Genomic DNA, 26,223 nt, shown 5'->3' with positions numbered 1-26,223 from the left:
GAATGCCGCAACCGGAACGACAGTCGCGACTCAGTATTCCCGGGGGTCATGCCCGGGCAGTCGGCCTGCAGGTAACGGATGTGAAGGATCCGCTGATTGACTTCAACAGTGTTTGGCAGGACGATAGAAGTCATGATTTCAATACCGCAACAGATTTCCGCTGCAGAATTTCGTATTGAGAACGTCAGCCCCGGAACCAAACTAAAACTGGAACTCATCGTCGACAGCCTGCCGGACGGCCAGCCGCTTGTGTTTTCCACGGTGATCGTCCGGGGCCGTCATCCCGGGAAAACCTTACTGACAACCGGAGGTGTCCACGGCGATGAATACGAAGGTCCGGTCGCGATTCAGGACGTGTTTGATGAGCTGAACCCCGAATCACTCCGCGGAACGTTTATCGGCATCCCTATTCTCAACACACCGGCGTATACAGCCGCCACACGTGAGGGAGGCTGGGATCATCAGAATTTGGCAAGGATCTTTCCAGGCAGTCCGACGGGAACGATCAGTGAACGCATCGCCAGCGCTTTTGCGAATCACATCGTCGGTCAGGCCGATTTTTATGCGGACCTGCATGCCGGCGGAAACGCTTATCGGATCAGACGATTTGCCGGCTACCAGGTTCTGAATTCAGAATTGAATGAACTGCAACGCGCGGCTGCCATCGCCTGGGGATTCGAACTGGTCTGGGGAACTGCCGCGTTGCCGGGGAGATCGCTGTCTGCGGCAAGAGAATGCGGCGTACCGGCGATTTATGTCGAAATGTCAGGTGAAGGTCGTTGCCGACCGGACGACCGAATGCTGGCTCAACAGGGCCTGCGAAATCTGTTGTCGTTTCTCGAAATGATGCCTGGTGATTTTCCGAGGACTCCACCGGAACACTGCTTCGAAACAAACAGCGAAGGTTCGGGGCATCTGCAGATCGACCATCCAAGTCCGGCGTCCGGATTATTTGTCCCGGCTGTGGGCGTCTGGGATTCTGTGGAACAGGGACAGACTCTTGGTGAGATCCGCCATCCGAACGGGACCGTTCTTGCAGAAATTCGGAGCCAACGCGCCGGACGGGTCCTGTTTCTGCGAACACTCCCCAGAGTGTTCGCAGGTGACTTTCTTGTCTTCGTGCTGGAACTCCCCGCAGGATGACGTTTCGTCAACCTGCTGCTAAACAGACTTCCATAAACTGTGAGACGATCAGCATGAACGACGTGGACTGCCTGGTACTTGGGCTTGGGGCCATGGGAAGCGCCACTCTGTACCACCTGGCCCGCCTGCAACAGAATGTTGTCGGTCTCGAGCAATTCGAGACCGGTCATGGATTCGGCAGTTCGCACGGACATTCCCGCGCATTCCGCGTGTTCTACCACGATCCGCTGTACACCGAACTGGCAGAAGCCGCATTGCCTCTGTGGCAGGAATTGCAGACGGTGTCAGGTGAATCACTGCTTCATCTGTGCGGGTTTCTGGGGTATGGCGGCCCCGACTGCACGTTGTTCGAACAGAACCTGCGGGCCATTCGACGCAGTCGTGCCGAATTCGAACAGCTCACACCGGAAGACGTTTCGTCGCAGTTTCCCGATCTGCAGTTGCCGAAACAGAGCATGGCCTGCTTCACCCCCCGCGCCGGGTTCCTTGATGCATCACGTTGCGTGAGGACACATCTTGCTGAAGCCCGCAGACTCGGTGCGGCCGTCCATCAACAGGTTCATGTGGAGAACGTAGAATTTACCGGTGACCGGCCCGGCATCGTACGCACATCAGCCGGTGACTTCAGGGCTGATCGCCTTGTGGTGACCGCAGGTCCGTGGACCGCAGATGTTTTGAGCGAGCTTCGTCTTCCTCTGACTGTCACACGCCAGCAGAAATTTTATTTCCGTGCGAACAGTCCACAGTCACCAGGGCCAACGGGTCTGCCGGTCTACGCCGACTACGACACGCGATTCTACGGTTTCCCGATGCACGGTCCGGGCATCAAAGTCGCCGATGATACACGTGGCGACACGACACATCCTGATCGCATCGACCGCACCTTTGAACGGGCCACACACGAATCACTGAATAACTGGCTGAAGGCACTGATGCCGAAATATTCATTTCAGTTCCACGAAGCTTCAACATGCATGTATACCGAAACTCCGGATCAGGATTTTCTGATTGGTCCGCATCCACAGCACCCGAACATCCTGGTGGGTGGCGGCTTCTCGGGACATGGTTTCAAATTTTCAACACTGATCGGCCTGATCCTGGCGCAACTCGTGGTCGAAGGATCCACTCCCTGGCCAATTGCACGGTTCGCACTGAATCGATTCGGATAACGGATTAATTCTGTTCAGTCACTGTGAACACGATGTCCGACAACAGCAACGTGGTCACACATCCGGCAGCCAGGCGCACGGGCGTCTGGCAACTCCGTGACCTCATCAGCACGTCAGATACAGTCGGACCGGAGCGGCCCCGCCGCCGACGGTCTGTGTTGCTCTTTCGTGCAGGACGGTCAACAATTGTTTCCGATCGAATGAAGCCGACCGGTCACACACCCGGAATTCAGACAGGCAGCACAGGGCCTCAAAATGCCGGCCAGACCTGGCACGTTCAGCCACTCAGCACTGCATATCCTCAAACATCGACCAGATAACCAATGAGCAAAGCAATCCGAATCCACGAAACAGGCGGCCCTGAAGTCTTACGCTGGGAAGACGTCGAAGTCGCCAGTCCGGCTGCCGGTGAGATCCGTTTGCGACAAACGGCGGTGGGACTCAACTTCATCGATACGTACCACCGTACCGGACTGTATCCCGTCGATTCGCTGCCAACGGCAATCGGCGTGGAAGGGGCAGGTATTGTTGAAGAAACCGGAGAAGATGTGCACGACCTGCAGATTGGCGACCGCGTCGCCTATGCCGGTGGACCAATCGGCAGCTACGCCGAAGAGCGGATCATGCCCGCTGCACGCCTCGTCAAACTGCCAAACGGCGTCGATGACCGGCAGGGCGCAGCGTTGATGCTCAAGGGACTCACCACACATTATCTGATCCGACGCTGCTATCCGGTCAAGTCAGGTGACACAATCCTGATACACGCCGCGGCGGGCGGAGTCGGACTGCTGGTCTGTCAATGGGCAAAACACCTGGGCGCCACAGTAATCGGAACAGTCAGCACACCGGAAAAAGCAGACCTGGCCAGTTCACACGGCTGCGATCACCCGATCCTGTACGGTGAAGAAAACTTTGTCGATCGAGTCCGCGAACTGACAAATGGTGAGGGGGTACCGGTCGTCTACGATTCGGTTGGACGCGATACGTTTGACAACTCCCTCGCCTGCCTGCGGCCGCTCGGTTTGATGGTCACGTTCGGACAGTCGTCGGGTTCGGTCCCTCCTTTGGCTGTCCACGAACTGACATCTCACGGTTCGTTGTTTCTTACCCGCCCAACCCTGGCAACTTACACCGCGACCCGCGAACAGCTGACAACCAACGCCGATGAATTATTTTCCGTTGTTGAGAGCGGCGCCGTCAGGATCGAAATCAATCAGACGTATGCCCTGCAGGAGGCGGCACAGGCTCATCGTGATCTGGAAAACCGAAAGACGACCGGGGCAACGGTGCTGCTTCCGTGAATCGGACAGAGAGCAGAGAATTTACCGAAGAAACAGAAATTCACTGGTATTGAACAATACTCGGCAAACCTGCTGCAGTCCGTGAAACTGTGCCAGCTGCATCATGTGCCGGCGCTCACCATCGGACGGCCGCCGAGACAGTGCGATCAGAAAGCTGTGGTCAATCTGAGCTAAGATCTCCGGACCGGCTTCGTCCCGAACGCGTTGAGCAAAGAACTCGGCATGCCGGTTGGCAAAAGGACTGTTCATCAGACTGAGCGACTGCAGAGGTGTGATCGACCGAGTGCGCTGAGGTGTCATCTGCCCGGCGTCCGGGCAGTCGAAGGTGCCAAAAATGTCGATCGCCTGCATGCGGATTTTGTGAGCGTAAACCATGCGACGCCATCCGGATTCATCAAATGTTTCCCTGGGGATATAATCCGAAAGTCCGCCCCGCTGATTGAAGAAATCGAATCCAGGGCCGCCCATTTTCAGATTCAGCCGGCCACTGACACTTAACATCGTGTCACGAATGGCCTCAGCTTCCAGACGCCTTGGCGGAAATCTCCACAGCAGTCGCGCCCCCGCGTCAACACGCAATGCCTCGGCCCGCGGACGACTGGACTGCTGATACGTTTGCGATGTCACTATTTGCCGATGAAGCCGCTTAACAGACCAGCCGTGTTCCACAAAATCCGATGCCAGCCAGTCCAGCAGTTCGGGGTGTGTGGGCTTGGATCCCATCCTGCCAAAGTCGGACGGAGAATCGACAATTCCGGTGCCGAAGTGATGCTGCCAGATTCGATTGACGATCACCCGGGCCGTCAACGGATGGTCCGAACGTGTAACGTGCGCGGCAAGGACCAGCCGCCGGTCCCGTTCAGATGTCTTTGACACACTGACCGGAATGATGTGCCCTCCGCCACCACGCGCCATGCCTGCTGACTTGAGAGCACGTTGCAAAACCGTGGGTACCGCAGGTTCAACAATGTCCACTCGCTGCATGGGGTCGCCCCGACGCAGCAGCCAGGTGGGATTCGGTTCGGCCAGAAACCTCGCAGCATAGACCTGCGGTCCGGCAGACAGTCTGTTGAACTGCTGTTGTGTATCGCGAATGGCACCTGTGAGTGCGATGATCTGTTTCACAGCTTCTGTGTCCGGTCCGCTGAGGCGTATATCTTCGGCCTGACGTGTGTCATCGGAACGTGGCAGGCGACTGCGGGAATCAGCAACCACTGTCCATTCATCACTATTCAGTGGCAGAATGTCGATGTCGTAATCAGCTGGAAGGGTCGCCCCGCGATGCCACGTCACGCTGTCAATTCGAACAGGGTGAGGAAAATCGACCTGAATCCATGCCGGTCCCCCGGACGCTGAAACCCACGGAAACGCCTGACGCTGATCAATCGAACCATCAACAAGGTTGTCGAAATGACGGGTTTGATTGGCCAGGGCAAAACTGGAAGCAGACGGTGTGCTGCCGCTGCTGGCCAGGGCAACATTCGTACGTTGACCGGACTGGTCAACTGCAGCCCAGACTTCAATTTCATAAAGTGAAGCCGGACCGCCGTTTCCGGTCGCATGGATTCGCATTCGAACGGACCGCGCATCAACGGCCTCAAACAAATCCGTGTGAACATTCTTCTGAGGATGTTCCAACTGATGCCGAACTCGCAGCGACTCCAGCCGGGTCTGCAACTCGTCCAGTTGTCGCTGAACTTCAGGAACCCGATTTGTCCATTCGTCGTTTTGAGTTCCTCTCCATCGTCGATCTCCATAATGCAGTCCCGCGAACACGGCCTGCATCGCATAATAATCACGCTGTGTCAGTGGATCGAATTTGTGGCTGTGGCAGCGAGCACAATCCAGTGTGAGTCCAAAGATGCTCTGACTGACCGTGCGAATCACTTCGTCCAGTTCGTCCTGACGAGCCTGTCTCATGGCTTCCTCGTCCCGACCGATCTGGCCCGGCAGGTTCGCCGGTCCGGCCACCAGAAAACCAAGTGCTGCATCCTGTCCAACCGTGTCACCTGCGATTTGTTCAAACAGAAATGTGTTGTAAGGCTTGTCTTCATTCAGCGAGGAAATCACCCAGTCGCGATACGGCCAGGCATTTGATCGCGGAAAATTGGTTTCAAATCCCACGGTTTCCGCCCAGCGAACGACGTCCAGCCAGTGCTGGGCCCACCGCTCTCCGTATCGTGGTGATTTCAGCAAAGTGTCAACGAGGCGTTCATAAGCGGCACGAGCCTCCGGTCCTGATTTCACAAAAGCTTCAACATCAGCAGGCGAAGGCGGCAGACCTGTCAGATCCAGCGTGACTCGACGAATCAGTGTGCGTCGAGTGGCCGCAGCGGACAGCTGCAAATCGGATTCAGCCAGCCTGCGCCGAATAAATGCGTCAATGGGATTCACGCCCGATGAATGGTCACCAGGCACATCAGGTCTGGCCAACGGCTGAAATGACCAGTGATCAAGTCCGGCAGGCTGGTGACTGTCCGGCAGATGATTAAATTCTGCACCCTCGCGAATCCACCGCTCCAGAACATCGATTTGCTTAGCAGACAGCAGATCTCCTTCAGGAGGCATCCGCAGGTCCGGTCTGTCACCACGAACCAGCTGCAACAGGAAACTTTTGTCCGGATCTCCGGGAACGACCGCTGCTCGACCGTGATCACCACCCTGCAGCAGGTTGTCGGGATCATCAATTCGCAGTCCGGATTCTCTCAGATCTGCACCGTGACATTCACTGCAGTGTTCAGCCAGGATTGGCAGAATATCACGGCCGAAATCCACATAATCATCTGCGGCAAAAAGATGGCCGGTCATCATGGTCAGGACCACAGCAATCAGGTTCATCATTCCCGGACGCCTCATTTGGAATTCCCCCTGTGTCACACGACTCCGATGCGTCCTCGTACAGACCACCAGTCGATTGCATCTCACTCACAGACAGACCGGGTGTCCCCCACAATTTCGTAATGGACAGTTGCGCAACGAATTTCTTAGTCTGACCGGATTGCTGCAGATTACTGTCCCGACGCCGGAATGCACAAGTGGCGACAAACGGTTCCACCACAATCACTGCTGCAGGACGGCCCGCTCAGACGTACCACGAGATAACACCGGGACACCGACCTTCCAGCCATCACGAATCCGAATCACCGCGGGTTCAGCCAAACGTGGTGATTGTCCGAAGCAACGAGTTGTTCTTAAACAGCTGCTCACCAAATATGGGGAACCTGGCTGGACATGCCGGCGCAAAGAACCACAGAAAAACCCGAAACCCAATCGTTGGACGACGGTTTGTACAGTCGTAGGATGTACAGCAACGGGGTCGGGCAGGACATGCCAGGACCAGTCGACCTTGTGCTCCTCCACAGGACAGACCGTATGACCCAATTCAATCGACGTTGTTTTTTAAACGCGGCCGCCGCTTCGTGTGTGCTTCGTAAAGTCCGAGCCGACGGGGAAGTCGGTGCTTCGAACATCGGGTTTGCATTCGGAACTTACGGGATGAAGAGCCTGACCACTGCCAGGGCGCTTGGCGTCTGTGCTAAAATCGGCTACGACGGCATCGAACTGGCATTGATGCCGGGATGGCCAACGCAGCCAGGCCTGCTGACGAAACAGCATCGGTCTGAAATTCGACAACAATTGGCCGATCTTCGGCTGACCGTGCCTTCACTTCTGGAAAACCTGAGTTGTCTGGGAACCGATGAGCAACACCGTATTAATCTTCAAAAACTGAAACACGCAACCGAACTTGCTCATGATCTTTCACCTTCAAGTCCGCCTTCCGTGCAGTCCACCACCGGAGGCACTGTTGCAGAGTGGGAACAGTCAAAGCACCGGCTTGCAAAGCAGATTTCAGATTTTGCAAAAATCGGTGAGTCAACCAGGACTGTGGTCTGCTTTAAGCCACACGTGGCACAGGCCGTGCACGATGCCGATCGGGCCGTCTGGCTTCATCGTCAGGTTGGCAGTCGCTGGCTGAAGATTGTTTATGACTACAGTCATCTGTTCCTGGAAGGGTTAACTTTGGCCAACAGCTTAAAACAGTTACTGCCGATTGCCCATCACCTCCAGATTAAAGACAGCAGGGGAACTCCCGAAAAATATGAGTATCTACTGCCAGGAGATGGTCAGACCAACTACGTCGAACTGTTTTCCATTCTGAAGAACGCGCACTTCAGTGGCTTTGTTGGAGTGGAAGTCAGCGCAATGGTGCACAACAAACCAGGCTATGATCCGGAAGCAACTGCCCGACTTTGCTACAGGCGATTCGCACCTTTACTGGATGATCTCGGCATCCGTCGTCCCCGTCCCTCGAGCTAAGATATGTATAACTCCGGGGTTTGTATCTGTGGACAAGTGTCCGGCAGGACCCGTTTCAGCCGACACGGTCGTCAGCCGCGTCATCTGAATAACCCCAAGATGATTAAAACACCGTTGGCCACCTGCGGTATGGATCGCTAAAATCAATGCTGTGTGATCTGTATTTTTTTCACATCCTGCCCTCTGCTGAGAGATCTCGTGTGTCCCGTGTTTTCGAATTGCTCGCGTTTTCCTCTCTCTGTTTAGTCGGCATCTGTACAGCCGCCGCAGACGGGGCACTCCCGACAGACAGTGCAAACCGTTCAACCGATGAGTACAGCGTATCAGAACGGAACCACTGGTCCTTCGTGAAACGATCGAAACCCGTTGCTCCGATGTTTTCAGACGAATCTGACAGGAACTGGATTCGCAGTCCGATTGATTCATTCGTTCTGCGACAGCTCAAAGTGATCGGACTGCGGCCGGCACCTCCGGCTGACCGGCGAACATTGATTCGTCGTATCTCCTTTGACCTCACCGGGCTTCCCCCCACCGCACGTGCGGTACGTCAATTTGTCCACGACGAATCCCCCGGTGCTTATGAGAACCTGGTCGATGAATTACTCACCCGTCCGGAATACGGGGAGAGATGGGGACAACACTGGCTGGATGTGGTCCGATTTGCAGAAACGGAAGGCTTTGAATACGACCGCCATCACGCCGATGCCTGGAGATTCCGCGACTATGTGATTGACGCCTTCAACGCCGACAAACCCTACAACCGGTTCATCACAGAACAGCTGGCCGGCGACGAAATGAAGTTCTCTGCCGCAGACGAAACCGGCCGGCGAACAGCGCAGATTGCCGCGGGATTTCACCGGCTTGGCCCCATCCGGCGCAACGCCGGCAATCCCGAAGTCGCTTTCAGCCGCAACGAAGTCCTGACTGAAATGACAAATATTGTGGGAACAACATTTCTGGGATTAACACTGGGTTGCGCGCGGTGTCACGACCATATGTACGATCCGATCCGTCAAAAGGAGTATTATCAGCTGCAGGCATTCATGGCAGCGACTCATGACGCAGACATTCCGCTGGCCGACGAACCCGCTCGAAATCGATGGCAGGAAAAAACCAAACAGGTGGAACAGGAACTCGAGCGCCTGAACGCAGCAATCGAAGCAGCGGATGAACAGGATCGTGACAGGCTCAATCAAGAGCTGAAGCAACTGCGGACTCAGTTGCCAGCGCAACTGCCGACACTATTCAGCGTGAAGAATGACTTCGCCGGTCAAACTGTGATTCATTTACTGGAAGCCGGAGACGAATTTAAAAAAGGTGTTCCTGTAGGGATGCGAACACTGGGAATTGTTAGCCGTGTCGATGAATCAGTGTATCCGTCGGACGTGTCGCGTCCCCGGTCAGGACTTGCCGACTGGATCACTGCCCCCGCCCATCCGCTGCCTGCTCGAGTGATGGTCAATCGAATCTGGCATTATCACTTTGGTCGAGGCATCGTCTCCACCGTAAATGACTTCGGGTTCAACGGAGCCGAACCCAGCCATCCGGAACTTCTCGACTTTCTGGCCGAACGATTTGTTAGTGAAGGATGGAGCGTCAAGTCCATCCATCGACTGATATTAATGAGCAGTACTTATCAGCAATCCTCAATTCATCCGGCGGAACATCACGCCAAAACCATCGATGCACAAAATCGTCTGTTATGGCGTTTTCGTCGGCGACGTCTGGAAGCAGAAGAAATTCGGGACGCCATGCTGGCTGTCTCAAATCGATTGAATCGTCAGATCGGAGGCCCCGGCATCATGGTTCCGGTCGAACAGGAGATGATCGATTTGCTGTACAAACCCACACAGTGGCAGGTCACTGAAGATTCCAGTCAGCACGATCGTCGGTCAATTTATCTGGTCGCCAAACGTAACCTGCGTCTGCCGTTTCTTGAAGTCTTCGATCAGCCTGACCTGCAGACCAGTTGCGGAACCCGGGTTGCCAGTACGCATGCGCCACAGGCTCTGGAGATGCTCAACGGCAAATTATCCAATGAACTATCAGCAGCATTTGCCGAACGACTGCGAATCGAAGCCGGTGACAACATCGCTGACCGGATTCAGCTGGCATTTCTGATCACAACCGGATGTCCTCCCACCGAACAACAGGAAGCAGTGGCTGCGAAATTTCTGAAAACGGAACCACTCGAAGAATTTGCGTTAGCAATGTTCAGTCTGAACGGTTTTTTATACGTCGATTGACGGGAACTCAAAACCGGCCTGTTTACTGCGCCGTATTGAAGGAAGTGTGTGTTGTTAAACGTGTCTGAGAACAGACTTGATTCCGGTCGGCGGGAATTCCTGCGGGATTCATATTGCGGATTCGGTTCTGTCGCACTGGCGACGATGCTGGAAGCAGAGCAGGTGCAGGCCGGCGGAACCAACCCGCTGTCGGCAAAACCGTCCCATTTTGCTCCCAGGGCAACGTCGGTCATTTTTTTGTTCATGTCCGGCGGGCCGAGTCAGATTGAAACATTTGATCCCAAGCCACTGCTGAACAAACTTGACGGACAAACGCGCCCGGCCGAATTTCAGGAAGCGAAGTACCAGCGGATCAGAAAAGACGCCCGGCTACTTGGTTCGAAGAGGAGATTCCGGCAGCACGGTGAAAGCGGAATTGAGGTTTCGGATCTGTTCCCTTACACCGCACGCTGTATCGATGACATCGCTGTACTGCGAGGTTGTTACGGAGACAAAGTCGTGCATTCGGCGGCACAATATGAATTGTTCAGCGGACGGACATTTCCCGGTTTTCCGGCGATGGGATCGTGGGGACTGTATGGCCTGGGATCGGAAAGTGAATCGCTGCCCGCTTACGTGGTGATGCCCGATCCCGATGGTGCGCTCGAGGCAGGTCAGCCGATGTACGCCAACGGGTTTTTGCCGGCCACCTATCAACCAACGATGTTTGGTTCAGGTGCATCACCCGTGCGCAACCTGGAAAGACCGCCAGGGGTCACTTCATCGCGACGCCGCAAGACCGTGAATCTGATCCGCCAACTCAATCAGGCTGATACAAACCCGGGAGACGATGAATTAGCAGCACGAATTCGCGCGTATGATCTGGCGTTTCGCATGCAGACACAGGCACCCGAAGTCTTCGATCTTTCCGGCGAGACAAAGGAAACTCTGGAGTTGTACGGCGTGGGTGTCGAACCAACGGACGACTACGGACGACGCTGCTTACTGGCACGGCGTCTGGTGGAACAGGGAGTACGTTTTACTGTTGTCGTTTCGGGTGGCGGCCCTGGCAATCTGCAGTGGGACGCCCACAATGACATTGAAGAAAACCACCTGCGGATGGCGGCCCAGACTGATCAGCCGGTTGCGGCTTTGCTTACCGATCTGCACCGTCGCGGTCTGCTGGAAACCACGCTGATCCTGTGGGGAGGTGAGTTCGGCCGGTCACCGGAAGCACAGGGGCGCAAAGGTCGTGATCACCACAATGTTGGATTCACTATGTGGATGGCGGGCGGCGGCATCAAAGGTGGTCAGGTACTGGGAGCCACCGACGCCATCGGTATGCATGCGGTCGAAGACCGCTGCCACTTCCGTGATATCCACACTACGATTCTGCATCAACTCGGTCTGGAGCAGGAAGAACTCACATACCTGCATGAAGGCCGTCAGGAACGTCTGACACTTATTGAAGGCCGGGTCCTCGAGCAGATCCTCTGATCAGATGCCGGCAAACAGCTGATGTCCCCGGCAGGTGAGTTGGTGTGGCTTAACTGACGTCTGCGGCCTGCCTTTCCTGATGATTTCACGGCGACCGTACCAGTTAAGGTCAGCGACATATGCCGTTCATTTCTTTTTCATACGGACGGTGACACGAGCTGTTTGCCCGCTGTACAGGGGAGCACGAGAGCTCCCCTGATCCCCCAACCCTCCGCGGCTGGCCCCAAAGTAATCCGGATGCGTGACGACAAAACTGGTCATCGCCGGACTGCCCGCAGGACCACCGGGAAGCGACCTGACTTCTGTGACACCATCGGCACCGGTCAGGGAGATATAGTGACTCTTCCGGTCTCGCTCGATCCCCAGTTCAATGCGTCGCTGAATCGACAGGCTGACGGAGCCGGACAGCAGTCGTCGTCTGCTGCTTTCGCCGTGGCCGAACACATGGGAACGGCCTTCAAATGATCCCTGATAAGGAATCAGCCGGACTCGAGCTCCCTCAACCGGAGCCCCGCTGGTCTCAAGCACAGTCACGCGACATGTGGTGGCCGGTTCCATTCGGATCGTGGGTTGCACCACATCCCGATCCAGACGCACTACCTGCGGATAAACACGTGATCGCTGCAGTCGGGAGGCCTGTTCTTTCATTCCCACGGTCTCAAGTTCGGCCAGGGTAGGGTCAGAAGAAACCCAGCCGGTACAGGACGCTGTCAGCTGCAGAATCTCGCCGCGGGGTACCGAATCAATCATAAATGTTCCGTCTTCACGGATGCCGGCCATGTCGTGCCATTCGTTGCGACCGTTTACCACAAACGCACTGACAATCCCGTCTCGAACCGGGCGCGACACCTGGTCATCCAGTTGCCCCTCAACACGAGTTCCGGGGTGAATTTCGACGTTCCGCACCAGAATTCGCGGCTGATCATCGTATTTGCTGAGATCGATTGCGGCACTAAAACGAGCAGGCCTGTCCGACTGAAGATGAATGATTCGCAGTATACGACGATTGATGGCCACACCATCCGAAACAAGAACCCCGCTTTGCATGTGGTTCCAGTGATCCAGAGCCCCGAAACCGCTCAGGACTGCAAACAGGCCGGATCGCAGCGGCCGGCCTGTCAGACCATCAATCACGGAAACCGCGATTCTCCGTCCTTTCTTCAGCCGGCAGGCCAGATTCCGCTGAGCAGCATCCGATTTGACGACCAGGGCCACGTAGTCTTCATGACTTACGGCCCAGTGGATCCTGCTGATTCGCTGCGGACCGGCGGACTGCGGGACACGAATCCTCACTTTTCCGTCATCATCCGACTCCTGAACCGGAACAGGTCCCCAGCGGGCATCATCCCAGTCCTGGACACCCGTCTTTGACATCACAAGACAAGGAGAAACTCTGGCACCGGACAAAGGGTGACCATCTTCATCGCTCACTGTCACTTCAACAGTGTGGAATTCCGGGGCTGAACTGAGGCTTCCGGGACGGACGGCGTCGGCATTTGGGGTCGCAATCATCCAGAGTACAACGGCAGTAAGAAACCGCAGACAATCCTGAGCGAGCACCGTGCGGCGCGCAGTGCAGAGCAGGCCGTTCACACATTTACGTTTCATACGTACCTGTGCGGCACAACACCTGCAGCCGTCAAAAACAATGGAGCTGAAAAGTACGATCAGTCGGTCCTGAATCATTGCGAACAAGTAAGAAGTCAGGGGCCCTGATTCCAGAATACCCGAACAAGCCGATGCCTCAAACCGTGCAGACCAAAGCCCGCATCGGCCGCTGAATCTGATTCATCTGCAAAAAGTTTACCGAAACAGAATGCCCGTCCGGCATCTGTTTTCCGCTTTCGTACTTCATCCCGGACATCCGGACTGGTCAGTGCCCGATTACTCCCGACAATGGGCACCCTCCCCGCAGAGATGGTGAGATCATCGTGATCCGCCCCGGTCGTTTCGGTTTGTTCAGAGTGATGTTCGTGTCCAGCGTCCTTCAACTGGGATCAAAGATCACCGTCCTGCCTGTGATTCACGGCAGCGGCGACTTTGCTATCGAGGTGCGGCGTCTGATGCTTAATCATCAGTTCGACCACCTGGCCGTCCCTCTGCCACCGTCGTTTCAAGCGGAAGTTGAATTCGGAGTGGAACAGCTGCCGGCTGTCAGCGCCGTGGTTCAGCCGCGGTCCGGGCCGGATCCGCATGATCACGACCGGACTGACAGCGATGGTGCCGCCACCTATGTACCGATTGATCCATGTCAGCCCGTGATCGCTGCCCTGCGAATTGCCGCTCAGGAACACATCCCCCGTTCGTTCATTGACATTGAGGACGACGACTACCAGCCCGCAGCCGACACTCTGCCGGACGCTTACGCACTCAAACAAGTGGCTGTGGAACGTTTCGCCGCCGCCGTTCTGCCCGCGCTCGCTCCTCCGCAGGAGGGGTCTCAGACAGCACGTATTCACTGGATGGCCAACGAACTGCATCGTCTGACCAAATCATACGATTCCATTCTGCTGGTTTGCGGAATGCGCGAGTGGCCATGGATACGCGATGCCTTTCAGACCGTTGTTGATCGTCCCCCGGATCCTCATGAGCCATTACATCCGGCCCGGATTTATTCGGTTCAGCCTGAGACTCTGCTGTTCATGCTGGGTGAGCTGCCGTTCATCACCGGACTGTACGAACATGCCCGCAGAACTCTGGACGACGATGAAAACCTGTCGATCGATGGAGTCAAAACACTGTTGCTGGCGTCACGGGACCGATATCAGCAGGAGTTCGGCAGCCGGGCACGTCCGATCACACCACAGTTGCTTGGCGTGTGCCTGAAGTACATTCGCAATCTGTCACTGTTGGAACGGCGTTTCACTCCGGATCTCTATACCCTGGTACTCGCTGCCCGGCAGACCGCCGGTGATCAGTACGCGATCCACCTGGCCGAAACCGCTCGTGATTATGCGTTCGATGCCGCCGACGAAACGCCAACGGTGCAGTTTGGAGTCGATCGGATCCGGCTGCCGGACGGCGATGTGGTGTCGACCGTCAGTCGTCTGCCGGGACATCCGGTGAACTGGAGATCATGCCGGCTGAAAGCGCGTCCGGACAAACGCAGAAAGATCCGGTGGAAAAAGTCATGGAACCCGTTCGGACAATGCAGCTGGCCACCCGAAGACGTTGCGATTGAACGATTCCGAACACACGTTAAGGACGTCGCCCTGACCCTGCTGGGTAACGATCTGGCCCGCACCGAAAAATTCACCTCCAGCATTAAAGACGGGCTCGACATTCGAGAGACTCTGCGCAACTGGCACACCGGGGAACTCTATATTCGGGAGTACCCACCGGCCCGTGGAAACCTGGACTGCGTGGTCATGCTGTTTGATTCTCCTGCAGACCCACGGGACTATCCGTGGCGTATCACGTGGCAGGCGGAACATCATGACGAATCCACCCTGTCACTGTTCGCCACAGACTTCAGTCAGGAGCACATTGGTCCGGGTGTCGCCGTTGCCCGTTACGGAGGCTGTCTGTTTCTGTTTCCGCCGCGCCCGGTCCCGGACGTATTTCGCGATCCTCAGTTCGACTTCACCGATACACTGGAAGAACGTCTCATCGCAGCGGCCGTGCATTACAGCAACGAATCTCATATCGCTCTGTTGAGTCATCTGGCTCCCGGTGCAGGCTGGCGGCGACTGGCCAAACGCAGCGGAAAGAAAATCATCCATGTTCCGCTGAATCGGTTTGGATCTGCAACAGTCGACCGGCTGAGAACCGTGCACGTGCTCAACGGCCAGCACGTGCGCAGCTACGCCGCGCAGTTCATTCGGGAACCCTGAAACGAACTTTAAATCAATACCGGCGTTCCACCGGGCACTTCCAGCCCTACCCCCGGCGGCCCGTCGAAATTTTCCTCGACGAAACGGTCCCAGGTATCGCGTGTCTGTTTCGATATCAATTCTGACATCGACGCTTCACAGTCGTGACAGATCATCAGCGGAGACTGTGTTTGTGGTCCCTGCTGCACAACCAGGTTCCGTTCACTGCACAATCCGCCGATCGTATAACGATGGCACTCGGCACGCAGCCGGCTGCAAATGATGCACTGCTCGACACATTTGTGCAGCACGTCATGCATCCCAGTACATTCTTCGAATTCGATTTCCCGACGTCGGAGATACTCCTGCAGAAAGGCCTGAACGGCTCGATTCGTTTCTTCGGAACACCGGGAACTCATGTTCGCTCGGCACGTATTGCAGATCGCAAATTCAAAGACCGGTTCCGTCCCTACATAAGACTTCTGCAGAAGATAGAAATCACATGTCTGCAGTTCACCCCCGCAGTCGACGCATTGAGAAAACGGCGATTCGGAGTACTCTGACCAGAACAGTTCGGGAACCGGAATGAACCAGACGTGAGGAGGAATCATGGCGTAGCAGGAGTTCCAGGAGTACGAGATGTTCAGAGCAAAACAGGAAGTGTATCGTTGTCAGACCCGACTGGTACAATTCTGACACCAACGGCCTCAGATTTCTCAGGACGTTCCGAAGAAACCTCATCAGGAACATTCCGAACCACGTCCGACGAATACCAAAGAACTCTTTCGCAAACCGGAAAACATAAAAAGAGAAATGTAAGTCACGTTCATACGCGTTGATTCTGCTCAAAGGAACGAGGGGCGCGGCTGTGGGATGTGAATGCTTCACCACGGAAGCGACTTCAGCGATAATGCCGGCTCACAGGCTGTTGTTCGATCCGGAAGGTTTGTTTTATGCTGCAATTTTCTGTCGCTGCTTTGACGATTTTTGCCCTGTGTCTGGTGAACGATGTGTCCGGCAAGGAACCCCACAAACCCGTCCCGCTGATCTTTGATACCGATATCGGCAACGATTACGACGATGTCCTGGCACTGGGCATAATCCATGCGCTGCAGTCCCGGGGAGAATGCCGGTTGCTGGCAGTGACCATCACCAAAGATCATGAACTGGCGGCCCCTTTTACCGACAGCGTCAACACGTTCTACGGTCGCGGCAACATCCCGATCGGCGTCTGTCACAGCGGGATCACAAATGACGAAGGAACGTTCAATGACCTTGCAAACAGGGTCGACGGGAACCGTCTGCGCTATCCACACAATTTGCAGTCGGGCAGCGATGCGCCCGATGCGGTGGATGTCCTTCGCAGCGTGCTGGCGTCAGCGGAGGATGGTTCCGTGGTGATCGTGCAGGTTGGGTTTTCCACTAACCTTGCCGGTCTGTTGTCGTCACCGGCAGATTCGTTTAGTCCACTAAACGGCACAGAACTGGTTAGAAAAAAAGCACGTCTTCTGTCAATCATGGCCGGAGCATTTCAGCAGATCCCGGACGGGGACGGCAGGCTGCAGGACCACCGGGAATACAATGTTGTGACCGATCTTCCGGCCGCAAAGCAACTCTGCGAATCCTGGCCGGTACCAATCGTGTGGAGCGGCTTTGAAATCGGCCTGAATCTGCCGTATCCGCATCAAAGTATTCGGGAAGACTATCGCTACGTAACCCATCATCCACTGGCAGATGCCTGTGTTGCTTACAGTCCGCATCCTGATGACCGCCCCACCTGGGATCTGACATCGGTGCTGTATGCCGTGCGTCCGGAACGCGACTATTTCGATATCAGCGAGCCAGGCCGTGTAATGATTCAAAACGACGGCCTGACAACATTCGAACCGGCCGATGACGGTCGCGATCGATATTTGAAAATTCGTCAGGACCGAAAGGCCCGAACGATTGCCACGCTGACCCTGCTGGCCAGTCAGCCTCCACAGACCAAACTATCCGAAATTCACTCCTCCAGGTCCTCCCGTTAGATGACTTCAGCCGGTCCGAACATCGCTGTGATTGGCTCAATCAATATGGATCTGGTGGTGCGCTGTGATTCTCTGGCACGTCCTGGCGAGACCATTCTAGCCAAATCCTCCGCCGAGATATGTGGGGGGAAGGGCGCAAATCAGGCGGTAGCAGCTGCCCGCGCCGGCGGCCACGTCACTCTGCTTGGCCGCGTGGGAGACGATGTTTTCGCCAATCGTCTGCTCACTAATCTGACCGAGGAACAAATCCGCTGCGATACCGTTCAAACCACAGCCAACTGTCCCAGCGGCCTGGCAATCGTGGCCGTGGAACAAAGTGGCCAAAATTCCATCATGGTGGTGCCTGGGGCAAACGAACGGCTGAGTGTGGATGATATTCGGACATTCCGGAACATCATTGCCGCAGCGGACGTTGTGCTGCTGCAGCTTGAAATCCCCATGGACACTGTTTTGACGGCCATTCAGACGGCCCGTGATGCCGGTGTGCCTGTGATTCTGGATCCGGCTCCTGTCCCACAGAAATTTCCGGACGATTTATTCAATGTTGATGTCCTGTGTCCCAATGAATCAGAAGCTGCAATGCTTTCCGGCGGCCCGGTAGAAACGATTGAACAGGCTGCAGCCGCGGCCGACAAACTTCGTCAACGCGGTGCAGGACACGTTGTCATCACCCTGGGTGACTGCGGCGCGGTGCTGTTCGACGGTCACTCATCGTGCCTGGTCAATCCCTTTGAGGTCACGGCAGTGGATACAACCGCAGCCGGTGATGCGTTTGCCGGAGCATTGGCAGTCTGCTGGGCGGAGGGCACAGAATTTCGGGAAGCAGTCCGTTTTGCGAATGTGGCGGGAGCATTGGCCGCCTCACGTGAAGGTGCTCAGCCGGGCATGCCGACAAGAGCCGAAATCGACGCATTCCTGAAACAATGACAGCGCAAATCCAGCGGTTTCCATACGGACCGTGACTCGAATTTTCCCGTGTGGTTCAAATCCGCTGAGCAACAGACGTCAGCGTTGTCCGCGGCCTGAGACAGACGGCGCCCCTTGACAGCTGTGGAACGACCGATTACAGCGGTGTTACTGGCCGTCGGTTTTCATTGGAGAACAAAGCTGGTTTGCAACTGCACCTACGGGCAATTTGGTCTCTTTTGAGCCGGGAAACCAATTGCCTGATGACAGGAGAGCCGCCGTCTTCAGGTTGTCGGCAGGCACGGAATGCCTGGTACGTAACATCTCCGGTTTGAACAGGCATCCAGCGTAAGCAGCGGCAGAACTCTGCTGCGAGTTCCGATTAAAACATCGGCTGTTTTCAGCCCGAATCACGCAGATCCCTCATGGTCACCGAACCTCTGGCGCGCTGGCAGGACCTGGTCGTGATTGCCATCAATCTTGGCATCATGGTCATCATTGGAGTCTACTGCGCACGCCGAACTCGATCAGCCGACAGCTATTTTCTTGCCGACCGCAGAATGCCGGGGTGGGTCGTCGGATTTTCAATCATGGCGACCACCATCAGCTCAATGACCTTCCTGGCCATTCCCGGAGCAACATTTAAAGACGACTGGCGGTTCGTCCCGGCCAGCGTGCTGTATGTGATTCCGGCGGTGATCACGTATCGGATTTTTATGCCCTTCTTTCGCCGCGGACATATCCGCACGGCCTACGAATATCTGGAGCGGCGTTTCGGTTCGTGGGCGCGGCTTTACGGTGCGACTGCTTTTCTGTTTTATCACGGATTTGGCACCGGGATTATCCTGTACGCAGTGAGCCTGCCATTCCAGAGAATGAGCGGCTTCGACCTGACGTACGTGATTTGCGGACTGGGCGTTATCGTGGCCATCTACACAATCGCCGGAGGCCTGCAGGCGGTGATTTACACGGATTGCCTGCAGGGTTTCGCACTGATTGCCGGCGGCCTGATCTGCACACCGATCATCGCCAATATGGTTCCCGGAGGACTCAGCGGGATATTCAGCGAGGCCTGGGCCGACGGAAAACTGGCCGTCGGCAGCACGGCTTTTCGCTTCGACGAAAAGACAGTATGGGTGATCATCCTGACTTATCAATTTTCGTTTCTGCAATTCCTGTGCACCGACCAGACCATGGTCCAGCGGTATCTTGCCGTGAAGACCGATCAAGAAGCTCGGCGCGGGTTCCTGCTGGGAACCGCGATGTCGATTCCGGCATGGGTCTACTTCAGCTTCGTGGGAACCGCTCTCTACGTTTTTTACAAGCACTTTCCCACTGACGCGCTGGACGGCGCCAAACCGGAAGAAATCTTTCCCTATTTCATACTCACGCAGATACCTGCTGGTGTTGCCGGATTTGTACTGACAGGGATGCTGGCGGCTGCCATGTCAACACTCGATTCCAACATCAACGCTTCGGCAGCAATACTCACCAACGACATTTACCGACCATTTCGGCGTTCCCGAACAGACTCGCGGCACTTGCTCCTGATTGGCCGACTGTTCTCTATCCTGTTTTCGATGATTATGGTCGGCGTGGCACTGACCATTCACTTTATGCGGACCGAAACCCTGATGAATGTCCAGACACTCGTCTACCCGATTGTGACGGCGGGCCTGTTGAGCCTGTTTCTGCTGGGATTCATGACGGTCCGAGTGGGCTCCAGGGCAGCCCTGGTTGCCACGGTGTCTGCTGTCCTGCTGGTGGCTGTGTGGACGGTTCTGACGACCGAATGGGGCATCCGTACGTTTCCCGACATTGCCGGACAACTGCCGGACGCGTTCTGGATTGGCGTGCTGCCGCACTTCTTCCTGCTTGCGCTTGGCTACGGGCTAAGCTGGATCGTACCCCGTCGCTCCACCGCTAGTCTCCAAAACCTGACAATCTGGACAAAGGCACCAGCCGAAACGAACGGTGAGTCCTGATTCCGACGGCGAATGGCATCACATCATCCGACTTAAGAAGATCTACACATCAAGGTCGTGAATCAGGATTTCCTCGCGTCCCTCGCGGTTGGCTTTAGCCAGCACCTCACCGTCGGCTGAGTACACAACACACCCACCGGTGGTGTAGTTCACCCAGGACATACCGATGCGGTTCGTGACCAGCATGGGTGCTCCAACGGCACGAACGTCCTGCCCGAGGACATCGAATTCAGGCAGTGTCCGTCGATTGTTGGGATAGAAAACCACGTCCGGTTTCATGAGCCTGACACGTTCCAGGCAGCGTGGGGACTCACCGTCGGCGCAGATGAAGCAGGTGGCCCGGAGGCCATCGAACTCGAACAGCTCCGGCCCAGTGCCGGGATCGTAACGTGCCCACTCGTTTCTGTACCCGCGGTCATCGGATTCCAGCCAGAGCCATGTCTTGCGGTAGCAGTAGATCAACCCGGCCGGCCCCACAAAGACCTGGGACATGAAATACCGCTCGCCATCCGTCTCAGAAATCCCAAAGTTAATGTAGCAGTCGAGCTCTGCCGCCAGATTCCGCATCAACTTTGTGGAACGGCCGTCCGGCAGATGCTCGGCGAAATCGGCCAACTGCGGAGTGTAGTCGCTGACGGTCCCTTCGTGGAACATGATCCACCGCGCCTTTCTGCTGGCGGCTTCGCGTGCAAGGGCCGTCATTTTATCCAGGTTTGTTTCTACCGCTTCCGGCGCGGCGTCGAACTGAATCAGAGCAACGCGAATCTGGTTCATCCAGCAACTTCCAACCTTGTTGACAAGATCAAAGACACACACAGGCATTGTACAATGAATCAGCCCGTCAGGATCTGACCACCGAAGCAAATGGAATTTGGAAGGAATTCACCATCCGAAGGGAAAAGAACCGGGGCAGCGTTGCTGTTCAGCGAACAGCAATACCTGTCACTCTGATCCCTCTAATGCCTGTTCAATGGCCCTGCGCAGTTTGCCGAAAGCAGGAAAGGTCCACGGTCCAAAACGGGCCAGAGGTATTCCGTTTCGCCCCACAAGGATCTTGGTAAAGTTCCAGTTCACTGACCCCCTGACGGGTGAGTCTTTTCCGACCAATGTTTCATAAACCGAATGTCGATCCGGTCCGTTCACAAAAATCTTTGAGAACACCGGAAAAGTAACTCCGTATTTGACGGAGCAAAACTCTTTGATCTCCTGTTCGGTCCCGGGTTCCTGTCCACCAAACTGATTACACGGAAAACCGCAGACCACCAGACCGCGGCCACGATATTTTTGGTGAATTTTTTCCAGCCCCCTGTACTGGCACGTAAAGCCGCAACGAGAAGCCACGTTCACAATGAGCAGAACCTTTCCCTTGTACTTTTTCAAAGACGTTTGATTGCCATCGATGTCGACAATGGGGTGATCATAGATCGACTTTGAAAAAAGACGAGAGCCGGTTTCCGTAGCGATGCCATGCACCAACTCAGGCGAAACCATCGAGTTCTGTTTTGCGAAGATGATGCGTTCAACAGTGCGTGGCAGGTCTTCGGCCAGTCGACGTTTGGTAACGTAGTCTGCTGCTCCCGCCTTCATGACATCTGTGACGATTTGTTCACTGTCGTACCCTGTCATCACCACAACAGGAATCATCGGATGGTCTTCCTTGATTGACCGCAACAACTCAAGTCCGCCCATTCCAGGCATCTTCAGATCCGTCAGCACGATGTCGGGCCTGCGTGCATCAATGTAACCGAGCGCAGCTTCACCGTTTTCAGCGGTCTGTACGTCACATGTGAACTCACTATTCAAAAGACCAGTGACCAGTGTTCTGTCAGTGAGGGCGTCGTCGACGACAATGATATGGGTCATATCAATCAACCGATCCTTGGGAAGGGCTGAATGTGTTGTACATTCGGTCACATGAAAAGACTCGATGTAGTCTTCGGAGCTTTGGGTACCAAGTCAAATGAGAAACAGAGTTATGCAGGAAACCGAACCGTCCTCACGAAACGCACCTGGTACCGAATAACCGAAAGAACATTAACAAATCAGGATATCATCGGAATGCAAAATCCATTCCGAACACTGTGCTCAGCCTGTAAACGGGGTAAATATCTGTTGATATTTAGCGAAATATGGTCCGGGTGCAGCTTGCAAAAGTCGTAGGCGAAACCTGTGTGTTATTCACAAAATCACGAAACAACATTCAGCACGGTGCGATCTTTGCTGCCTCGTTCTTCATTCCGCAACGCCTCACCCACAGACAGATTCAAATCTTGGCCAAACTTGCCGGTCTCTACCAAAAATATCACACCAAATGACATTGAGACACGGACTAATCCCATACAAAATTTCACACGTCGAGAGCAAATCTGATTTTTCCTTCAATAACAAACAATGCCAGATTCACGATTACTTTTCCCGGAAATTCAGTGCAGCAGGGACAGTCGTATTCACAGAATCCCTGATAATTCTTTCAGCATATTCGCACAGAAACCCGGCACGGCGGCGTGGTCAGTGGGGGGGGCTGTAGTAGCAGGACCTCAACATTTGACATGTCCTGCGGCGGTCAAAAACTCGGCGAACGCTAAGAACATGAAACAGATATGAGTTGAGTGCTAAAGCCTGATCAGGTCCCTCGTGACGTTTTGGCGGCAGAGTGTACTCGGTGCCATAAAATGATAGTTAGCGACACTCAAACTGTTCGGAGTGACCCGGATTCGTACGGTCAATTCTCAGGTTGTTTGTTTACAGATCAGTCAGCTCCTCCAAAACCACAGACTCCGTTGTTTTCCAGAACAGCACGCGGAGACTTGCCGGCAACAGTCGCTTGGGGCCGGTTTCCCGGGACGCTGATTCGCCATCATCCAGCCTGCTTGATGAAAAACATCTAAAAACGACACCTAGTTACACTCTGCGTGAAGTCACTTGAGATGGAATGAATCGCTGGATGTTTCCTGCATGGAACATACAACACGTTCACCGATTATTCTGAGTCCGACTCACAGAGATCTGCCGTGCAACTGTCCAGCTCGTCTTTCGACGTGATCATCCGTGCGGGTCGTATCGTGTGTCCGCAATCCGGCATCGATGGCCCCGGACATGTGGCGGTCCGTGGTGATCGGATTGCTGCCGTCGAACAATCTCACACACCCAACCTCGATCCGACCACCGCCCGTTGCTCGTTCGACTTCCCTGACGGAATCTTGCTTCCGGGCCTCATCGACCTGCACGCGCACCCGGCGAACTCCGGATCGGTTTTTGGCGTTTCACCGGACCAGCATATCGTCCCGTATGGAACCACAACCGTGTTGTCTCAGGGAGACGCCGGAGCGTCCACGATCGACCAGTACGTCGCGGAGACAATTTCAACCTCAAAAACCAGAGTTCTGCTGGCCATCAATCTGTCGCGCATCGGCGAATCGACATCACAGGGCTGCTTTGAGAAACTGGACGACGCCGACGTCGACGCCTGTGTCCAGGCAATTGACCGATATCGCGAAATCATTCCCGCTGTGGCCGTTAACGTGAGCCATTACGCCTGCGGTGATGCCGACCCTCGCGAAGTGATGAGCCGCGGGATTGAAGTGGCTGAGCGAGCCGGACTTCCGCTGCTGTTCGGCATGCGGCGTCCGGAAGACTGGTCGCTGGAACAGCAGCTTAGCCGGCTGCGGGCGGGCGACATCGTAACGTACTGTTTTCGCAGCCAGCCTCACTGCATCGTGCAGAACGGCAAGGTACTGCCGTGTGTTCATGAGGCTCGCGAGCGTGGAATTCTGTTTGACGTCGGACACGCCACTGAAGCCTTTGACTTTGATGTGGCTCAGACAGCCATCGCAGACGACTTCCTGCCGAACACCATCTCGACAGATCTGCAACATTTCCATATCGGTCAGACGATGCGACATGATCTGCCGCTGGTGATGTCTGAACTGCTCGCCGCCGGTATGCCGGAGAACAAAGTGTTTGCTGCCGTCACCAGCACACCGGCCCGCCTGCTGAAACTCAACGACTCCGGAGTGCTGCGAACCAATGCTGCGGCGGACCTTACCGTGCTTCAGGACAGTCACACCGGGCCATTCGGCCAGGTTAACCGGCAATCCTGCCCGGGCACACTCTGGACTGCAGCACTTGTAGTCAGAAGCGGTCGTGTCATTAGAATTTAGTCGTCGGTCAGTTGTCCCGGCAGCACATGAATTTTTCCAGGACTCAAAGGACATGGTTCATTGAAATGCGTTGCCCACGATGTGGACAACGCAGGACGTTTCCGGCCGCAGACATCGAGTGCCCGAACTGTTCGCTGAAATTTCGTCATTTCTGACAGTGAACGCACGATTGCGAACCCACGTACTGTGGAACCTGATGAAATCACTGACATTTCGGGTGCGACTTGTATGAAACAGGTGGAGGTACTCCGACCGCTTAAACCGAAGATCACAGTTCGGTCGCTGTCAACAACGGCTTGAGTGCCCTTACAGTTGAGAAACGTCATGGACAACACCAGAGTGTTATCGACCGGTATGTGTCTGGATTTCTTTCCGTACAACTCAATCTCAAAACGGATGGTGATCTGGTCTAAATCAATATCATGCAGGATACTGACAGTGTTTCTGCCGGATCCGTCATGGCGGATCTCCTTCCGGGGAATCATGGTTGGACCCGATTCTGAATCCCGGCACACCTTCACAAATGAATCTTACTCGTGTGCCTTTCAGGTCTTTGTCTTCAATTTTAAATTGCCGTACCAGCAAGTTCGCAGAGCCAACAATTCGTGATTGAACGAGTGGAGTGCCAAATGAACAAATGGTTCTATTTTGAGATGACAATCAGAAGTGTTTGGTCCATCGTGTCTCTGGTTTTGATGGTGATGATTGCCGTGTGCTCAGGATGGGCCTCTTATGAGGTTTCGGACGGGATGGGTTACGCCATTTTCTGTTTGGGCCTTGGTATTCTGTGGGTATTACCGGCAGCAGGAAAGAAGTTGTGGCGGTATCTAAGGTCGAATTTTCTGCAGTATCCTGATGATCAAAACTAGAAGTTTCTGCAGCGTCCCAATGATGAAGATGAGGTCAGCGCACGAAGTATTCCAGGATTCGAAGAACCTGTTTCCCTGTGAATGATCTCTTTCCAGTCCAACCCATTGTGATGCAGCCTGGTCACGCAGGAAAACAGGAACACGCAGGTTGGCATTGATACCGGCAGAGAGCAGGACAACCGCGAGACAGAGGAGCGAAAAACGGTCACCCGCTAAGCAACAACAGAACAGGAACTTCGTCAGCAGTCTTCCGCGGTTTTGCAAAAATTCGTATACGAACCGGAATGATCAGCCTGGAAACATCGGATCGTCAACGAGCCTTCTTTTTGAGTCTGTAGATGGCCTGTCCTGCAGCCGCCAGTATCCCGCCCACGGTGCCGCATGCGATTTTGAAATATGTATTCCCTAACCAGCCATAACCGTGTGACAGATTTTTGAATACCTGAATGCTTTGCGTAAGACTGGTAACACTCATCAACAGGCCGAACAGAATTCCGACCCACACAACACGGCTCCAGGTGTCGCGCCGGCATTGGGAGCGAACGCCGTAGATGCTGCCGATAAGACCCGCAATTGCTCCGAGCGGAACCCCAAAAAACAGCCCCCCGAACCAGAGACTCATCGTCGTTCCTGTAGGATCCGTCCGCGAAGTGATCAGGAAACTGTAAATCATCACCCAGACCGTGATGACTCCCAACAACGTGCCTACAGCGACCGAGCCAACCACGATCAGAACGTTCTGTAGAATCCACATGAGTTGCCTGTTCCTTCACGTACAGCAGTTCACGGGCACTCAACCATCCAACATAGTA

At 55.0% G+C, this 26,223-nt stretch carries 18 protein-coding genes and 1 pseudogene; 12 read left to right on the top strand and 7 right to left on the bottom strand.

Annotated elements, in window-relative coordinates; translation table 11 throughout:
• Positions 1 to 132: 132 nt before the first annotated feature.
• From MK110_16330 to MK110_16320, 3 genes are all read left to right on the top strand, one after another.
• A complete protein-coding gene (locus MK110_16330) occupies positions 133 to 1,143 on the top strand; it encodes a M14 family metallopeptidase (GenBank protein ID MCH2212870.1) in 1,011 nt (336 codons plus the stop codon).
• Between the two features lie 53 nt (positions 1,144 to 1,196).
• On the top strand, positions 1,197 to 2,312 hold the full coding sequence (solA, locus tag MK110_16325) for an N-methyl-L-tryptophan oxidase (GenBank protein MCH2212869.1): 1,116 nt from the start codon (positions 1,197 to 1,199) through the stop codon (positions 2,310 to 2,312).
• A 323-nt stretch (positions 2,313 to 2,635) separates the two neighbouring features.
• Positions 2,636 to 3,613 (top strand): quinone oxidoreductase, encoded by a 978-nt coding sequence (locus MK110_16320; GenBank protein MCH2212868.1) that lies wholly within the window; start codon positions 2,636 to 2,638, stop codon positions 3,611 to 3,613.
• Between the two features lie 21 nt (positions 3,614 to 3,634).
• Here the strand turns inward: MK110_16320 and MK110_16315 are convergent, their stop codons facing one another.
• Complete coding sequence (locus MK110_16315) at positions 3,635 to 6,469, bottom strand: PSD1 and planctomycete cytochrome C domain-containing protein (GenBank protein MCH2212867.1); 2,835 nt, start codon at positions 6,467 to 6,469, stop codon at positions 3,635 to 3,637.
• 516 nt (positions 6,470 to 6,985) lie between these two features.
• Between MK110_16315 and MK110_16310 the strand changes: the two genes are divergently transcribed.
• The 3 genes from MK110_16310 to MK110_16300 all read left to right on the top strand — a co-directional run bounded on the left by MK110_16310 (position 6,986) and on the right by MK110_16300 (position 11,652).
• The gene (locus MK110_16310; protein ID MCH2212866.1) at positions 6,986 to 7,930 is read left to right on the top strand and encodes a sugar phosphate isomerase/epimerase; all 945 of its coding nucleotides are present in this window, start codon (positions 6,986 to 6,988) and stop codon (positions 7,928 to 7,930) included.
• 347 nt (positions 7,931 to 8,277) lie between these two features.
• Entirely contained in the window at positions 8,278 to 10,176 is a 1,899-nt protein-coding gene (locus MK110_16305) for a DUF1549 and DUF1553 domain-containing protein (GenBank protein MCH2212865.1), read from the top strand.
• 60 nt (positions 10,177 to 10,236) lie between these two features.
• Positions 10,237 to 11,652: a DUF1501 domain-containing protein gene (locus tag MK110_16300; GenBank protein MCH2212864.1), complete on the top strand. Its 1,416-nt coding sequence runs from the start codon at positions 10,237 to 10,239 to the stop codon at positions 11,650 to 11,652.
• Between the two features lie 126 nt (positions 11,653 to 11,778).
• Here the strand turns inward: MK110_16300 and MK110_16295 are convergent, their stop codons facing one another.
• A complete protein-coding gene (locus tag MK110_16295; GenBank protein ID MCH2212863.1) occupies positions 11,779 to 13,260 on the bottom strand; it encodes a hypothetical protein in 1,482 nt (493 codons plus the stop codon).
• A gap of 365 nt (positions 13,261 to 13,625) precedes the next feature.
• Between MK110_16295 and MK110_16290 the strand changes: the two genes are divergently transcribed.
• Complete coding sequence (locus MK110_16290) at positions 13,626 to 15,485, top strand: hypothetical protein (GenBank protein MCH2212862.1); 1,860 nt, start codon at positions 13,626 to 13,628, stop codon at positions 15,483 to 15,485.
• Positions 15,486 to 15,493: 8 nt separating this feature from the next.
• Here MK110_16290 and MK110_16285 read toward each other — a convergent pair whose 3' ends face one another.
• Positions 15,494 to 16,075, bottom strand: coding sequence for a hypothetical protein (locus tag MK110_16285; protein ID MCH2212861.1), 582 nt, complete (start codon positions 16,073 to 16,075; stop codon positions 15,494 to 15,496).
• A 342-nt stretch (positions 16,076 to 16,417) separates the two neighbouring features.
• Between MK110_16285 and MK110_16280 the strand changes: the two genes are divergently transcribed.
• From MK110_16280 to MK110_16270, 3 genes are all read left to right on the top strand, one after another.
• Positions 16,418 to 17,491 (top strand): nucleoside hydrolase, encoded by a 1,074-nt coding sequence (locus tag MK110_16280; protein MCH2212860.1) that lies wholly within the window; start codon positions 16,418 to 16,420, stop codon positions 17,489 to 17,491.
• Positions 17,492 to 18,418, top strand: a complete 927-nt coding sequence (gene rbsK / locus MK110_16275) for a ribokinase (GenBank protein MCH2212859.1) — start codon at positions 17,492 to 17,494, stop codon at positions 18,416 to 18,418.
• 404 nt (positions 18,419 to 18,822) lie between these two features.
• The gene (locus tag MK110_16270) at positions 18,823 to 20,382 is read left to right on the top strand and encodes a sodium/solute symporter (protein ID MCH2212858.1); all 1,560 of its coding nucleotides are present in this window, start codon (positions 18,823 to 18,825) and stop codon (positions 20,380 to 20,382) included.
• Between the two features lie 42 nt (positions 20,383 to 20,424).
• On the opposite strand, the gene MK110_16265 is transcribed toward MK110_16270, so the two are convergent.
• From MK110_16265 to MK110_16255, 3 genes and pseudogenes are all read right to left on the bottom strand, one after another.
• Complete coding sequence (locus tag MK110_16265; protein MCH2212857.1) at positions 20,425 to 21,156, bottom strand: carbon-nitrogen hydrolase family protein; 732 nt, start codon at positions 21,154 to 21,156, stop codon at positions 20,425 to 20,427.
• Between the two features lie 168 nt (positions 21,157 to 21,324).
• A complete protein-coding gene (locus MK110_16260; protein MCH2212856.1) occupies positions 21,325 to 21,807 on the bottom strand; it encodes a glutathione peroxidase in 483 nt (160 codons plus the stop codon).
• A gap of 162 nt (positions 21,808 to 21,969) precedes the next feature.
• Positions 21,970 to 22,245: pseudogene (locus tag MK110_16255) on the bottom strand (response regulator).
• Positions 22,246 to 23,393: 1,148 nt separating this feature from the next.
• Between MK110_16255 and MK110_16250 the strand changes: the two are divergent.
• Both MK110_16250 and MK110_16245 read left to right on the top strand, forming a co-directional pair.
• Entirely contained in the window at positions 23,394 to 24,542 is a 1,149-nt protein-coding gene (locus MK110_16250; GenBank protein ID MCH2212855.1) for a hypothetical protein, read from the top strand.
• Positions 24,543 to 25,171: 629 nt separating this feature from the next.
• Positions 25,172 to 25,411, top strand: a complete 240-nt coding sequence (locus MK110_16245) for a hypothetical protein (GenBank protein ID MCH2212854.1) — start codon at positions 25,172 to 25,174, stop codon at positions 25,409 to 25,411.
• A gap of 310 nt (positions 25,412 to 25,721) precedes the next feature.
• Here the strand turns inward: MK110_16245 and MK110_16240 are convergent, their stop codons facing one another.
• The gene (locus MK110_16240; GenBank protein MCH2212853.1) at positions 25,722 to 26,165 is read right to left on the bottom strand and encodes a hypothetical protein; all 444 of its coding nucleotides are present in this window, start codon (positions 26,163 to 26,165) and stop codon (positions 25,722 to 25,724) included.
• Positions 26,166 to 26,223: the final 58 nt, after the last annotated feature.

Source organism: Fuerstiella sp. (genome assembly GCA_022447225.1).
GTDB lineage: Bacteria > Planctomycetota > Planctomycetia > Planctomycetales > Planctomycetaceae > S139-18.
This window is presented reverse-complemented; position numbering and strand designations above follow the sequence as displayed.

Bases quoted from the DNA above. Each gene is read 5' to 3' on its own strand.
- MK110_16330 (MCH2212870.1), top strand. From the start codon at position 133: ATGATTTCAATACCGCAACAGATTTCCGCTGCAGAATTTCGTATTGAG.
- solA (MCH2212869.1), top strand. From the start codon at position 1,197: ATGAACGACGTGGACTGCCTGGTACTTGGGCTTGGGGCCATGGGAAGC.
- MK110_16320 (MCH2212868.1), top strand. From the start codon at position 2,636: ATGAGCAAAGCAATCCGAATCCACGAAACAGGCGGCCCTGAAGTCTTA.
- MK110_16315 (MCH2212867.1), bottom strand. From the start codon at position 6,469: ATGAGGCGTCCGGGAATGATGAACCTGATTGCTGTGGTCCTGACCATG.
- MK110_16310 (MCH2212866.1), top strand. From the start codon at position 6,986: ATGACCCAATTCAATCGACGTTGTTTTTTAAACGCGGCCGCCGCTTCG.
- MK110_16295 (MCH2212863.1), bottom strand. From the start codon at position 13,260: ATGAAACGTAAATGTGTGAACGGCCTGCTCTGCACTGCGCGCCGCACG.
- MK110_16285 (MCH2212861.1), bottom strand. From the start codon at position 16,075: ATGATTCCTCCTCACGTCTGGTTCATTCCGGTTCCCGAACTGTTCTGG.
- MK110_16280 (MCH2212860.1), top strand. From the start codon at position 16,418: ATGCTGCAATTTTCTGTCGCTGCTTTGACGATTTTTGCCCTGTGTCTG.
- rbsK (MCH2212859.1), top strand. From the start codon at position 17,492: ATGACTTCAGCCGGTCCGAACATCGCTGTGATTGGCTCAATCAATATG.
- MK110_16270 (MCH2212858.1), top strand. From the start codon at position 18,823: ATGGTCACCGAACCTCTGGCGCGCTGGCAGGACCTGGTCGTGATTGCC.
- MK110_16265 (MCH2212857.1), bottom strand. From the start codon at position 21,156: ATGAACCAGATTCGCGTTGCTCTGATTCAGTTCGACGCCGCGCCGGAA.
- MK110_16245 (MCH2212854.1), top strand. From the start codon at position 25,172: ATGAACAAATGGTTCTATTTTGAGATGACAATCAGAAGTGTTTGGTCC.
- MK110_16240 (MCH2212853.1), bottom strand. From the start codon at position 26,165: ATGTGGATTCTACAGAACGTTCTGATCGTGGTTGGCTCGGTCGCTGTA.